The organism is Chryseobacterium sp. MMS23-Vi53 (assembly GCF_047651245.1).
Taxonomy (GTDB): domain Bacteria; phylum Bacteroidota; class Bacteroidia; order Flavobacteriales; family Weeksellaceae; genus Chryseobacterium.
In genome coordinates this window covers 2923495-2939422 of sequence record NZ_CP180265.1, presented here as the reverse complement: position 1 = coordinate 2939422, position 15928 = coordinate 2923495, and the positions used below count along the sequence as shown (strand labels likewise).

Genomic DNA, 15928 nt, shown 5'->3' with positions numbered 1-15928 from the left:
AATAATAATGAAAGCATCTGTACTTTTAAAATCATCTTTATTGACTTCGTTATTTGTAATTTCATCTTGTGCAACAACAAAATACACAGAAGATTTTGCAAGAAACGACTATTCTAATTTGCAAGCCGGAAGAGTGTATGTTGTTACCATGAGAGACGGTTCTAAAAATCAAAGAATGCTGTTCCGTAATGTGGATGGCGATAATCTGATTGGTACAGCCGGAAAAAAAGACAGTACAGAAGTCATTATTCCTAAATCTAATGTCGCTGCGGTAAGAGACAGCAGAAAAGCAAGAACGACTGCAGGAGCTGTAGTAATCGGCGCAGCAGGTGTTGCAGCATTGGTTTTAAGTTCTTCAAGAGCTGACTAAAATAGATTTTATCTTTTAGTCTCTATTTAATATATCATTCAAAAAAATACGATATACATAGCCTTAAATAAATATTTGAGGCTATTTTTGTTGGATGATTTCTTTTACCCCGTTACAGACATTGAGAAATGTCGAATTCAGGAATCTTCTTACGGGAAGATTTTTTATCGTTTTAGCCTTTAGAATGCTCGCTACTTTACTCGGATGGTGGGTGTATCAATTAACAAAAGATCCTTTTTCAATCGGTTTGATTGGTCTTTCGGAAGTAATTCCGGCCGTGAGCTGTGCTCTGTACGCTGGTCATGTGATTGATATGAATGAAAAGAAAAGATTACTATTAATTTGTAATTATGCTTATATTTTCTTAATCGGATTATTATTAATTCCTGCTTTCTTAAATGTTGAGCTGCATTTTACAGGACATCAAATTACCTACTTTATATATGGTGTAATTTTCTTTACGGGTATCGCAAGAGCATTTATCGGACCAATGATCCCTGTGATGATTCCTAAAATTGTAAAAAAAGAGAACCTTCCGAATGCGGTTACTTTAAACCAGGCAACATTTCTTATCTCTTCGGTTTGCGGACATGCGATTGGAGGATTCTTAATTGGGTACTTTGGTGTAAAATGGACATTAGTTGTCATTATTTCATTGATATTTTTAGCTTCTTTATTCTTTTTTCAGTTAAAAAAACAACATTCCGAATACAAAAAAGAAAATATTAACGTTATAGACAGTATGCGTGAAGGAATTTCCTACATTTTTAAAACGAAAGAAATTCTGGGAGCGCTGTGTTTGGATATGTTTGCGGTTCTTTTTGGAGGTGCAGTTGCAATGATTCCGGTGTATGCGACAGATATTCTGAAGGTCGGTGCAGAAGGTTTCGGATTATTGAATGCGGCATCAGATATTGGTTCTATGTGTATTATTACAATTCTATCAATTATTCCTTTAAGAAAAAACCAGGGCAAGATTTTACTTGGCGTGGTTACCGGATTTGGTCTTTGTATTATCGGTTTTGGTTTGTCCAATTGGTATTGGCTTTCGTTTATGTTCTTGGTGATGAGTGGAATGCTGGATGGAATTTCGGTGGTGATCCGAGGAACGATTGTTCAGTTAAAAACGCCTGACAATATTAGAGGTAGAGTTTTGAGTGTGAATTCAATCTTTATTATGTCGAGTAATGAGATGGGGCAATTCGAAAGTGGTCTTTCTGCAAAATTACTAGGAGTGGTGCGCTCTGTAGTCTTTGGTGGAACTATGACAGTGCTTATCGCATTAATTGTAGGAAGTACAAATCCCAAACTTAGAAAAATGCAATATTAAGAGAATATACGTATTTTTATTAAATAAATCTTAAAAACTTTAAATTAAGATTAATAATTTTTTATATTTGTGATATAAAATTTCCCCTACATGAAAAAAACTTTACTCATTTTTCTGAGTATCCTTACTCAGCTATTTTATGCGCAGTCGGACTGTACTTCTGCTCTTGCTGTTTGCGGAAATAACAACATTTCGTATACACCAAGTGGATTCGGAGCCATTCAGGAACAACCTCTTGGAGGCGGTTGCCTGTCTATTGAGCACTTTTCCGTATGGTACACCTTTACTGCTTCTACCAGTGGAACTCTTACGTTTTTGATTACTCCAAACGCACAGGCAGATTATGACTGGGCTGTTTTTGGACCTAATAAACCGTGTGGATCTCTTGGTGCACCCATAAGATGTTCGTATGCTTCTACAGCAAGCGGAATCTTAACCGGTCTTAACATGACCTCTACTGACCTTTCTGAAGGTGCAGGAGGTGATGGATTTGTAAAATATCTGGATGTAATTGCCGGAGAAACGTATTATTTAATTGTAGATAACTTCTCTGCAAATGCGAATGGTTTCGTACTGTCTTGGGGAGGTACTGCAACGTTATCTTCTCCATTTACAACAGCAATTCAGCCGAATCCTTTCATTCCCCCTGGATCTCCGAACGTAAACAATCCTGGCGGACCAAACGAAGTAATTATCTGTACAGATCCTGCTACATTTGATTTCTCTTCTTTGTCTGCAGGAATTATCAATGGTAACCCTAACTTCCAGGTAACGTATCATACCAGTTCAAATGATGCGCTTACCGGTAACAACCCAATTACTACACCTCAGGTTGTAAGTACTACTGCAACTTATTATTATAGTATAAGTTATGTAGATACAGCAAACCCGAATAGTGCGATAAGCAAGTGTAAGCAAACGGGAACATTTAAATTTAAACAAGGAAATATTGTTGCAACCGACGATACGTTGACGGAATGTAACAATAACAACACAGGAACTGCAATTTTTGATTTAACATCTGCAAACGTTTTACCAGATCCTACAGCCATCAAAAAGTATTATCCTACAATGGTTGACTTGAATGCTGGAACAAACGAAATTACAAACCCTGCAAACTTTGTTTCTTCTACAGGAGTAATCTATGTAAAAGTAACAACATTACAAGGATGTTCTGATGTGGCACAAATCAATTTGAATTTCTACCCGGTAGTTGTAGTAACTGAAGCTACTCTAAGATCTTGCTTCATTGAATCTAATCCTTCTACTGCTTTATTTAATCTTACCACAGCAGCTGTAACAACGCAAACAGGAACAAAAACTTACTATCCATCGGTAACTGATGCGGTAAATGGAACAAATGAAATTTTAAATCCAACACAATATATTTCTCCAAACGGAGTTGTTTACATTAAAGTAACCAACGCAAATGGATGTTATGGTGTTGCTAAAGTAAATTTAATTGTACTTCCTCCGGTTTATTCTAATGTATTGGAAGATAAAATCATCTGTATGGAAGATACAACGACATTAGATGCTGGTCCAGGATTTACAGGGTATGCTTGGAGCACAGGAGCTACCACTCAGACTATTAACAATGTAACTGTTGGAACGTATTGGGTAGATCTAAAAACAGGAACTTGTGTTACCAGACAACAAGTAAAAGTTTATCCTTCTGAGCAACCGGTTATTTCTAATATTGATATTGCGAATAATACTTTAACAATAAGTGTTGTCGGTGGAACAGCCCCATACAAATATTCATTAGACAATATCAACTGGCAAGACTCGAATGTATTTACAAACGTACCAAGAGGTGATAATACAGTTTATGTAAAAGATGATTATGATTGCGAACCACAGACAGTAACTGTTGTTGTTCCAAATCTAGTCAACGTAATTACTCCAAACGGTGATGGTGTAAATGATATCATCGATTATTCTGCACTTTCCAGCAAATCTAATTTAGTACTAAATATCTACGACAGATATGGAGTATTGGTTGGAAAAGCTGATAAATTCAGTGGATTCAAATGGGATGGAACTACAGCTGGGAAAAAAGTACCTACGGGAACTTACTGGTATTCTGTAACATGGAATGAAAACAATAAGAAGAGTACCCCTATTAAATTTTCAGGATGGGTAATGGTAAAAAATAGAGAATAACCTATAATAAATTAAAAGAAAAACCGCTTTCTAAAGCGGTTTTTTTCACGTATAAATCACAACTAATAACTAATAGTTTTAAAAAAAATCATTTTTCTAATGAAAAAATTATTACTACTAATCGTATTATTTTTATCGCAAATGGCTTTTTCGCAATCGGATTGTATATCGGCAATTCCGGTTTGTGGAAACTCCGACATTTCTTATAACCCAAGTAGCTCCGGAACCGTTCAGGAGGCAACATCTGCCAGTTGTTTGGATGTTGAGCACTATTCTGTTTGGTATGTATTTACGGCAGCAACTTCAGGAACAATAGAATTTACCATAAACCCAAATACCGTACCGGGTGTTACTCATTACGACTACGACTTTGCAGTATATGGACCAAATATCAATTGCGCAACTTGGGATTTTGGTAACGCCATCAGATGTAACTTCTCAGGTACAAGTGGAGCGACGGGATTAAGCTCTACCATCACAGGTTCTCAGTGGGAAGCTCCTTTGAATGTAATTGCAGGTGAAACATATTATCTACTTATTGATAACTATATTCCAAGTAACCCTTATGGTTTCTCCTTAACTTGGGGAGGAACAGCAACGTTAACTTCTGCATTTAATGATCCGGCTTTAACCCCGAATCCATTCATTACTCCAGGTTCTCCGGCTGCCAATCCAAGTGATCCTAATGAAATCTTGAAATGTTCTTTACCCACAATGTTCGATTTCAGCACTTTGTCTACTGGAATTATTAATGGTAATCCAAACTTTACCGTTTCGTATCATTTAACAAGTAATGATGCTATTACAGGAGCTGCTCCTATCACAGCACCTATCATGGTAAATGCTACAACGATTTATTATTACAGATTAAAATATACAGACCCTACAGATCCGAATAACCCGATCAACGGATGCTTCCAGGTCGGAAAATTCAAATTCAGATCCGGAGATATTGTTGTACAAAATGCAACAGTGACATCGTGTAATTATGATAATACTGGTATAGGATATTTTGATCTAAACTCTGCAAACGTATATGGACCAACTAATGTCGTTAAAAAGTACTACCCTTCTTTAGCAGACATGAATGCTGGTACAAACGAAATTACAACACCATCGGCTTACGCAGCAGCTGCTCCAAAAATAGTATATGTAAAAATTACTACAAGTGAAGGTTGTACAGGTTCTTCTCAGATTACCTTACAGTTCTTACCTCCGCTTACAGTAGATGCAGCAACGATAAAATCTTGTAACAACAATAATGCTGGAACAGGAGTATTTAATCTTACTGTACCGAATGTTTATCCAACATCTACCAATGTTACTAAAAAGTACTACCCTACTTTAGCAGACATGAATGCCGGTACAAACGAAATTACCAATCCTGCAACGTATACATCCGCTCCCAAAGTAGTATATGTAAGAGTAAGAAATCCTCAAGGATGTACAGGTTACAGCCAAATTACATTACAGTTTTTCCCTACTGTTACTGTAAATGATGCTTCTATTGAAGAATGTTATATAGACACCAATGTTACTTCAGCTTCGTTTGATTTAACGATTCCAAGCGTAACTACTCAAGTCGGACACATTAAAAAGTATTATAAAACTCAGGCTGATGCTGTTGCAGGAACTAATGAAATATTAAATCCTACAACTTATATTACAACGACAAGTGTTGTTTATGTAAAAGTAATCAGTACAGATGGATGTTATGCGATTGCAAAAATCAATCTGAAAGTTTTACCTCCAGTAAAATCAACTGTTCTGAAAGATAAAATCATTTGTATCGAAGACAAAACTACATTAGATGCAGGACCCGGATTTGATGCTTACGAATGGAGCACAGGAGCTACAACTCAATCAATTTCGAATGTTCCGGCTGGAAATTATTGGGTAAAATTAAAAACAGGAAAATGCTGGACTTTACAGGAAGTACATGTAAATGCATCCGTACAACCGGTAATTACGAATATTGAAATCACAAACGATTCATTTACCATTACCGTTGCAGGAGGAAAAGCACCTTACAAATATTCTATTGACGGAATCAACTGGCAAGATTCTAATGTCTTCACAGGGCTTCCAAGAGGTGAAAACAAAATCTATGTAAAAGATGCCTACGACTGTAATCCTACGGAAGTTCAGGTTACAGTTCCGAATCTTCTCAATGCAATTACGCCAAACGGAGACAACAAAAATGACTTTATCGATTATTCTGCTTTATCATACAAGAAAAACTTAGTTTTCACAGTTTATGACAGATATGGAAATATGATGTATAAGGCAGATAAGATTAGAGACTTTACTTGGGACGGAACTACGGGTGGTAAGAAGGTGAAAACCGGAACCTACTGGTACACAATCTCATGGAATGAAAATGATAAAAACAAGACAGAAACAAAATATAGTGGCTGGATCTTGGTAAAAAATATTGAATAATTTAATTTCCAAATAATTAAAAATCACCTCAAAATTGGGGTGATTTTTTTTATGCACAAAACGAAAGCCTTTCAATCCGAAGGTTTTAAAACTTATCCACAATAATTGTTGAATAGACCTTTTTATTTGCCTTTCAAAAAAACTATCTTTGCATCATTATGGCGCAGAAAGAAACATTATCTTCTTTGACGAACGGAAACTTTGCAAGAGAACTCTCTATTGCCGATGGAAAAATGCCTCCAAATGCAGTAGATTTCGAAAGACTGGTGATTGGAACTTTTTTAATCGACAAAAAAGGACTCGATCATTCTATTGATTTGCTTACCCCTGAAGTTTTTTACGATCCGAGACATCAGGTAATTTTTTCTACCATTCTAAAATTATATGAAGCCAACCAGCCTGTCGATATCATGACCATTATTCAGGATTTGAAAAAATCTGAAAAGCTGAATCTGGCAGGAGGTGACCATTACATTGTTGAATTAACGATGGGAGTAAGTTCATCCGCTCACATCGAATATCATGTTCGTGTAATTCTTGAAAAATATATTTTAAGAAGTTTAATTAATGTTTCAGCAAACGTTATCGACTCTTCATACAAAGAATCAACCGACGTTTTTGAACTTTTAGATAAAGCTGAACAGTCATTTTTTGAAATCACCAACGGAACGATTAAAAAAGGATTCGACACGGCAAATTCATTAGTAAAACAGGCAATCGAAACCATCAAATCTTTAAAAGACAAAGAAGGTCTTTCCGGAGTACCTTCAGGTTTTAGAGACGTGGATAAAGAAACCGGAGGATGGCAAAATTCCGACCTTATTATTATTGCGGCACGTCCCGCGATGGGAAAAACGGCTTTCCTACTTTCGATGGCAAGAAATATTGCAGTTGGTCATAAAGTTCCGATGGCTTTGTTCTCTCTCGAGATGGCTTCGGTACAGCTGATTACCAGAATGATTGCTTCCGAAACAAGAATTTCATCAGAAAAATTAAGAAAAGGAACTTTGGACGACGAAGAATGGCAAAGACTATTCTCCAACGTCTCCGAATTGGAAAACGCTCCTTTATATATAGACGAAACACCTTCCCTTTCGATCTTCGACTTCCGTGCAAAATGCCGAAGATTGGTAATGCAGCACGGGGTAAGAATAATAATGGTCGACTACCTTCAGCTAATGACAGCCGGTGGTGGCGGTGGAAAAGGAGTCGGAAACCGTGAACAGGAAATTTCCATGATTTCCCGATCATTAAAGGCAATCGCAAAAGAATTGAACGTTCCGGTAATTGCGCTTTCTCAGCTTTCGCGTAGTGTAGAAGCTCGTCCCGGAAAAAGACCTCAGCTTTCAGATTTGAGAGAATCCGGAGCAATTGAGCAGGATGCCGATATCGTATCTTTCATCTTTAGACCGGAATATTATAAAATTACCGTTTGGGATAATGATGAAGAAGGACAGGAAACTTCAACAGAAAACCAAGCCGAATTGATTATTGCAAAACACAGAAACGGTGCAACGGCCGACGTTCGTTTATCTTTCTTAAAGCATTTTGCAAAATTTGGCGATATTGAAGCGGCGTTCGATGGCGGAATGGGCGGAGGCTATCCATCAAACTTTGGCTCTAATGAACCAAGTGGTTTTGATAAAATAAAAACTACAATCCAACCAGGCGCAGCATTTGATCTTCCGGACAGTTCTAAACTTTCGGGATCTTCGATGAATGATTTGGATGATGATGATGATTTTCCTTTTTAATAAATTTTAAGATTAAGATTGAGGTTGAGATTAATATTCAATCTAAAATAATTATTAACCTTAAACTAAACCTCAGCCTCGACCCAAATGAGAATAGAAATATACACCGACGGCGCTTGCAGCGGAAATCCCGGAAAAGGCGGATATGGAATTCTTATGCGCGTTCCCGAAAAAAATTATCAGAAAACATTTTCGAAAGGCTTCAGAAAAACAACCAATAACAGGATGGAACTTTTAGCGGTAATCACTGCTTTAGAAAAATTAAAATCTTCTGAAAACGACATTCATGTTTTTACTGACAGCAAATATGTTGCAGACGCCATCAACCAAAACTGGCTGGCCGGATGGATAAAAAGAGGTTGGAAAAATGTAAAAAATCCTGATCTTTGGCAAAAATTTGTGGTACTATACAATTTACATAAACCAAAAATGCACTGGATCAAAGGTCATGCAGGTCATTTTGAGAATGAATTGTGCGACAAACTCGCTGTAACTGCCGCTGCATCAGACAAATTAGAAGTCGATACGTATTTTGAAGGACTGGAAAATAATATGCTGTTTTAATTTAACTTAAATTAAAATAAGATTAAAAATTTTCAGAATTTTGTCTTTTAACTTATCATTTATTACAAATTAAGCATCATTTTCACTTAAATTAATACTGAATACATATTTATTGCTTAGGATTTAATATCTTTACACGTCTAATTTTAAGTGTGTTAATAAATGAATAAAAAACTATTAACTTATTTCACCATTTTCATTGCCTGCCTTTTCGGAAAACTTTCCGCACAAACTTATCAGTTGGCGGGTAACCCTGTAAATACAACAGGATGGACAATGGTTTCCCCTACTGTGGTAAACACAGACTTTGTTCAGCTTACTCCGGACACCAACAACCAATCCGGATCTATCAGGCTGAATGACCCAATTAACCTTAAATACTGTGACAAATGGAGAGTGGAATTCGATTTCAGAATGGATTCTAACCAAACGGCCAACGGAGACGGCATCGCCTTTTGGTACTTACAAAACCCTCCTGTTGCAAGCGTTTTAGGTTCAGGCCTTGGTGTTTCGCAGAATGCAATCGGTTTAGTTGTGGGTTTTGATACGTATAACAATACAACAACAGCCGTTATGAGCAAGGTACACGTTGGCTACGGTGTGATTCAGAATACCACTGATAACAACAACGTAGAATTTTTCAATACCGCAGGAAGCTCATTTCACTCACCGGACATGAATACGACCCTGCCTTTTCAAGGTGCTACTTATAAGCATGTTGAGGTAACATCTCAGGTAGATCCTACTGCTCCGGCTAACTGGATTTTAAAAATTACGATTGACGGTAACGTTATTTGTAACCAATCCTTTGCACCGGCGGGAGCTGCGGCTTCAATGACGGTTGGATACTTTGGTTTTTCTGCTTCTACAGGAGGAAACAGATCAAGACATTCGATTAAAAACGTAAAAGTTTATGTCGATAAAGTAGCGATCAACCAAACGACTGTTACAGATACTTTCTGTCCGAATCCAACTACAGGACAAGGAACTGCAAATTTAACATCTTATCAGGGACAATTTGTAACAAATCCTGCAAACTATACGTTCTCTTACAGCGTTGCTGGAACTCCGATTACAAACCCGACAGCTTATCAATTTAGTGCGAATACTGCGGTTTCTGTTTTAATTAAGGATAATTCTGGATTGCTTTGTGATAACCCGGATGGAAAAATCCAATTGAATCTTTCTCCATTCACGGCGAGTCCGGCTACACTTACGGAATGTAACAATAATAATATTGGATCTGCAACTTATAATTTATCCCTTGCTAATGTAAATGCACCGCCAAACTCAACTAAAATCTATTATAGAACTATGGCTGATTTGAATGCCGGTGTAAACCCAATTTCAAACTTCACAAATTATATATCTCCTGCAGGAACAGTTTATGTGAAAGTAACAACTCCTCTTGGATGTACAGGTTCTGCGCCAATCACTTTGGCATATTATCCTCAGATTCCTACGACTGATGCTACCATAGAATCTTGTTTTATTGCAAATGCCCCTACTACAGCTACTTTTGATCTTACCCAGGCAAATGTAACTTCTGCAGGATCTATTACTAAAATTTATTATAAAACTTTGGCTGATGCTTTAGCAGGAACAAACCCAATCGGAACCCCTGCAAACTATATCTCTACAAGTGGAGTGGTTTATGTAAAAATTACAAATATTGCAGGATGTTTTATGATTGCTAAAATCACACTTACAGTTTTACCTCCTGTTTATTCGGCTATTTTAAAAGACAAAACAATTTGTATTGATGAAAGAACAAGCTTAGATGCAGGACCAGGTTTTACAAGCTATTTGTGGAGTACTGGAGATACAACTCAATCTATTTCTAATATTGGAGTCGGACAATATTGGGTACAGCTGAAAACAGGAAAATGTACTACAACTCAGATTGTAAAAGTAAACGCTGCACCTCAACCCGTTATTGCAAGTCTAGATATTGTAAACAATACTATTACTGTAAATATACAAGGCGGAAAAGCTCCATTCAAATATTCATTGGATGGTGTAAACTGGCAAGATTCTAATGTATTTACAGATCTTCCGAGAGGTGAAGCTGTTGTTTACGTAAAAGATGCTTACAATTGTGATGCGATCCATGTTCAGGTAACGGTACCGAATCTTCTGAATGCAATCACTCCAAACGGAGACAACAAAAATGATTATATCGATTATTCAGCGTTAGCCTACAAGAAAAATCTTGTTTTCACGATCTACGACAGATACGGAAATATGCTTTACAAAGCAGATAAGATTAGAAACTTCACATGGGACGGCACAGCAGGTGGCAAAAAAGTAATCACCGGAACATATTGGTACACGATCACATGGAATGAAAACGATAAAAACAACACTCAGACAAAATACAACGGCTGGGTATTGGTAAAAAATAGAGAATAATTTTTATTCTAAAGATCACTCCGGCTAATGGAGTGGTCTTTTTTTTAAAATAAACTTAAACGATTACTCAAATCTACACAAAGACTTTACAATTTTGATTTAAGTTAAATTTTCAAACAAAATAATAACTTTAAAATAATAACTAAACCAACTCGCTTTTCAGAATGAAAAAAACTATATCCTCCTATTTAATTATCATTTTTCTCTGTCTTACCGGAAAATTATTCTCGCAAACCTATCAGCTTGTGGGCAACCCCGTATCGACTACAGGATGGGATCTTGTCTCAAGCGCAACAGTAAATAACGACTTTATCCAACTTACACAGGATGTAGGAAACCAGTATGGTGCTATAAAGTTGGCCGCGCCGATTAACCTTAAATATTGCGACAAATGGAAGGTTGAATTCGATTTTAGAATCGACGGAAACGGTACCGCGCAATACGGAAGAGGTGACGGATTCACATTTTGGTATTTGGCCAATCCTCCAACAGGATTTGTTTCCGGAGGCGGATTAGGAATCCCTGCCAATGCAAACGGTCTGATGGTAGGTTTTGATATCTTCAACAATACTACGGAAGGTCAAATGAGCAAGGTTCATGTTTTATATGGTACAAATAATGGGGTTAACAATAACATCGAATACAATAATACAGCAGGAAGTACTTTCCATTCTCCGGATCTTAACCCGACCCAACCATTTGTAGGAGCAACTTACAGACACGTTGAAGTAAACGGAGAAACGGCTACAAACCCTGCAAACTGGCATATCCAGATTAGAATTGACGGCGTTTTAATCGCTGACCAAGATTTCGCTCCATCAGGAGGTGCAGTCGGTATGACGACAGGATACTTTGGTTTCTCTGCAGCAACAGGAGGAGCAAGTGCTAGACACTCTATTAAAAATGCTAAAATCTATATTGATAAGGTTCCAATTTTAACGAATACTGTTACACCTTTTGTTTGTGTAAATCCGGTTACAGGAAACGGAAGTGTAGATTTAACATCATTCCAAAATCAATTTGTGACGAACCCTGCGAACTATACCTTTTCATATTTTGCTCCGGGAGGAGTTCCGATTACAAATCCAAGCAACTATCAATACACAGGAGCTGTAAATATTACCGTGGTTGTAAAAGATCCTTCGTCTACTTTGTGTGACAACGGCGATGGTGTAATTGTTATAAATCCGACACCTTTTGCTGCATCGGATGTAACGTTGACGGGATGTAACAACAACAATGCAGGTGGAGCTGTTTTCGATCTTACCTCAGCAGCTGTTTCCACAGTTCCGGGTGTTACAAAACAGTTCTACAATACCATGTATGATTTGAATAATGGTCTTAATGAAATCACGAATCCTTCAGCTTATCTTTCACCTGCAGCAACGCTTTACTGTAAAGTGACAACACCTCAAGGTTGCACAGATGTCGCTGAAGTTACTTTAGCTCTTTTCCCGGTTGTGACAGTTACAGATGCAACATTGAGATCTTGTGCACTTGATAATAAACCTTCACAAGCAACATTCGATCTTACTATTGCTCCGGTAACAACCATTACTTCTACAAAAACATATTTCCCATCACTGGCAGATGCAGAGAATGGAACAAATCCGATATTGAATCCATCAACTTATACTGCACCAAACGGAATTGTCTATATTAAAGTAGCCAACGGAAACGGATGTTATGCTATTGCTAAAGTGACATTAATTGTAATTCCGCCAGTTTATTCTAAAACGTTGGAAGACAAGATTATTTGCATGGAAGATACAACAACTCTTGATGCAGGACCAGGCTTTACAAGCTACGAATGGAGCACAGGTGCAACAACTCAATCAATCAATAATGTGCATGTAGGAACATATTGGGTAAAATTAAAAACTGGGAATTGTATCGCAACGCAAGCCGTAAAAGTTTACGCATCAGAACAACCTGTTATTTCAAGTGTTGATATTTCAAGTACTACTGTAACTGTTTATGTAAATGGAGGAACTGCTCCTTACAAATATTCTATGGATGGAATTAATTGGCAGGATTCGAATGAATTTAAAAATGTTCCGAGAGGTGACAGTCATGTTCTTGTAAAAGATGCTTATGATTGCGACCCGATTGATATTACAATTGTAGTTCCGAATTTAATTAATGTAATCACTCCAAACGGAGACGGAATAAATGATGCAATTGATTATTCTGCGTTAGCAAGTAAACAAAATCTTGTATTTAATGTATTTGACAGATACGGAGCGCAGATTCATAAAGCTGATAAAACCAACAGATACAGATGGGACGGAACAGTAGGCGGAAGAAAAGTTCCTACAGGGAGCTACTGGTATTCTGTTTCATGGAATGAAAACGACAGGAAAAACACGCCAATCAAATACTCAGGTTGGATTCTTGTAAAAAATAGAGATTAATAAAGATCTTTATTTAAAATACAGCATCACTTCAATTTTTGGAGTGATGTTTTTTTATTTAAAAATTTAAAATTTGTCTAATATTTTTAATTAAAACCTTTCTCAATTTAATACATTTCAACATTTTGCTATTATTTATAACATCATTAATAAATATTTAGATAAATAAATGATTAATAAAAAATTAACCAACGAATTTTAGTTATATTTACGAATTCAAAAAGCCTAATAAAAAAACTAATAAACTCGTATATATGAAACAAAACTACTCCTTATTATTTTTACTTTTATTTTTGTTGTCCAGCCCGTTTAAATCGCAGACCTACCAACTTGTTGGATCTCCAGGAAGCCCGATAAACACGACTGGATGGACGATGGTTGCACCTACAGTCGTTGGAGCAACAGGAGATTTTATTCAGCTGACTCCGGATACCAACAACCAATCCGGATCTATCAGACTGAACGACCCGATCAACTTAAAATATTGCGACAAGTGGAAAGTGGAATTCGATTTCAGAATGGATTCCAACCAGACAGCCAATGGTGATGGTATTGCCTTTTGGTATTTACAGAATCCACCAGTTGCTAGTGTCTTGGGTTCAGGACTTGGTGTGTCACAGAATGCAATCGGTTTAGTGGTAGGGTTTGATACCTATAATAACACAACAACTGCGGTGATGAGTAAGGTACACGTTGGTTACGGACAAATCGTAAATACAACAGATACCAATAATGTTGAATTTTTCAACGTTCCCGGAAGTTCTTTCCACTCTCCGGATATGAATACAACACTTCCTTTTCAGGGAGCAAACTACAAACACGTAGTTGTAACAGCGCAGGTAGATCCCTCTGCCCCCACTTCATGGATTCTGAACATTACAATTGACGGAAATGTAATTTGTAATAACGTTTCATTTGCTCCATCTGGTTTAGCAGCAGCTATGACAGTCGGATATTTTGGCTTCTCTGCTTCTACTGGAGGTAACAGATCGAGACACTCTGTGAAAAATGTAAAAGTTTTTGTGGATAAAGTTCCATTATTAACTACGACAATTACAAAAGATATTTGTCCGGATCTTACAGGAATGGCGAATGTGGATTTAACGACATTTAATTCACAATTTACAACCAACCCAAATCTTTATAACTTTACGTATTACATCACAGGAAGCGGAACTCCGATCCCAAACCCTACAAACTTCCAGTATAATGCAACAACCAATATTTCTGTTGTCATTAAAGATCCTGCACAGGTTTTATGTGATAATAATGATGCAAAGATGACGTTAAGAGTTGCGCCAACGGTTACAACCACTGATGTAACTTTAAGAAGCTGTTTTATCGATACAAAACCTTCAACGGGATTATTTGATTTAACAACAGCTCCTGTAATTGGTACGAGCGGTGTAACAAAAGAATATTATCCTTCTTTAACAGATGCTGAGAATCAAACCAATGCAATTCCAGCAGCAAATGCTTCTAACTATGTAGCTCCAAACGGAGTTGTATACATTAGAGTAACCAATTCTTTCGGATGTTTTGATATTGCTAAAGTGACATTAATTGTAATTCCACCTACCTATTCTAAGGTTTTGGAAGATAAAATTATTTGTATGGAAGATAAAACAACTCTTGATGCAGGTCCCGGATTCACAAGTTATCAATGGAGCACTGGTGCAACAAGCCAGAGTATTACCAATGTCGGAGTTGGAACTTACTGGGTAAAATTAAAAACAGGAAGCTGTACAACAACACAAACTGTAAAAGTGTATGCTTCTGAGCAACCTGTAATTTCAAGTGTTGATATTGCAAGTTCTACCGTCACGATTCATACAATGGGAGGAACTGCTCCTTACAAATACTCAATGGACGGAATTCATTGGCAGGATTCGAATATTTTCAAAAATGTTCCAAGAGGGGATGCTTATGTATTTGTGAAAGATTCTTACGATTGTGATCCGATTACGATTACGATTGTTGTTCCGAATTTAATCAACGTTATTACTCCAAACGGAGACGGAATCAATGATTTTATAGATTATTCTGCATTGGCAAGTAAGAAAAATCTAATTTTCAATGTATTTGACAGATATGGAGCGAAAATTCATCAGGCTGACGAAAAAAACAAATACAGATGGGACGGAACTGTTGGTGGAAGAAAAATTTCGACAGGAAGTTACTGGTATTCTGTTTCATGGAATGAAAATGACAAGAAAAGTACACCAATAAAATATTCCGATTGGATTTTGGTGAAAAACAGAGATTAATAAAAAAATCAATCTAAATATTATAAGAGATCACTTCATTTTTGGGTGATCTTTTTATTTAACCACAATAGTCACAAAAGATTTAGTAAAAAAATTCAAGGCTTATTATTAAACTAAAAAAAGAAAACATAAGTTTTAAAAATCTTAGATTTTTATTCTTTTGAACGCTTTTGATTATCTATAAAATATTATAAATATCTTTTGTGTCT

The 15928-nt window shown here is 36.7% G+C and carries 9 protein-coding genes; all 9 read left to right on the top strand.

Annotation, left to right across the window (positions count from 1 at the left end; translation table 11 throughout):
* Positions 1-7 precede the first annotated feature (7 nt).
* The 9 genes from ACKX2A_RS13085 (at position 8) to ACKX2A_RS13045 (ending at position 15719) form a co-directional block, all read left to right on the top strand.
* Entirely contained in the window at positions 8-370 is a 363-nt protein-coding gene (locus ACKX2A_RS13085) for a hypothetical protein (protein WP_415325214.1), read from the top strand.
* 94 nt (positions 371-464) lie between these two features.
* Complete coding sequence (locus ACKX2A_RS13080; protein WP_415325213.1) at positions 465-1700, top strand: MFS transporter; 1236 nt, start codon at positions 465-467, stop codon at positions 1698-1700.
* Positions 1701-1790: 90 nt separating this feature from the next.
* Positions 1791-3866, top strand: a complete 2076-nt coding sequence (locus ACKX2A_RS13075) for a T9SS type B sorting domain-containing protein (protein ID WP_415325212.1) — start codon at positions 1791-1793, stop codon at positions 3864-3866.
* 99 nt (positions 3867-3965) lie between these two features.
* Entirely contained in the window at positions 3966-6308 is a 2343-nt protein-coding gene (locus ACKX2A_RS13070; protein ID WP_415325211.1) for a T9SS type B sorting domain-containing protein, read from the top strand.
* A gap of 158 nt (positions 6309-6466) precedes the next feature.
* Positions 6467-8062 (top strand): replicative DNA helicase, encoded by a 1596-nt coding sequence (dnaB, locus tag ACKX2A_RS13065; protein ID WP_415325210.1) that lies wholly within the window; start codon positions 6467-6469, stop codon positions 8060-8062.
* 87 nt (positions 8063-8149) lie between these two features.
* Entirely contained in the window at positions 8150-8626 is a 477-nt protein-coding gene (gene rnhA / locus ACKX2A_RS13060; RefSeq protein WP_415325209.1) for a ribonuclease HI, read from the top strand.
* 162 nt (positions 8627-8788) lie between these two features.
* Positions 8789-11038, top strand: a complete 2250-nt coding sequence (locus tag ACKX2A_RS13055; RefSeq protein WP_415325208.1) for a lectin-like domain-containing protein — start codon at positions 8789-8791, stop codon at positions 11036-11038.
* A gap of 164 nt (positions 11039-11202) precedes the next feature.
* Positions 11203-13452 carry a T9SS type B sorting domain-containing protein gene (locus ACKX2A_RS13050; protein ID WP_415325207.1) on the top strand — a complete coding sequence of 750 codons (2250 nt, stop codon included), beginning with the start codon at positions 11203-11205 and terminating at the stop codon, positions 13450-13452.
* A 254-nt stretch (positions 13453-13706) separates the two neighbouring features.
* Complete coding sequence (locus tag ACKX2A_RS13045; protein ID WP_415325206.1) at positions 13707-15719, top strand: lectin-like domain-containing protein; 2013 nt, start codon at positions 13707-13709, stop codon at positions 15717-15719.
* The last annotated feature ends 209 nt before the right edge of the window (positions 15720-15928 follow it).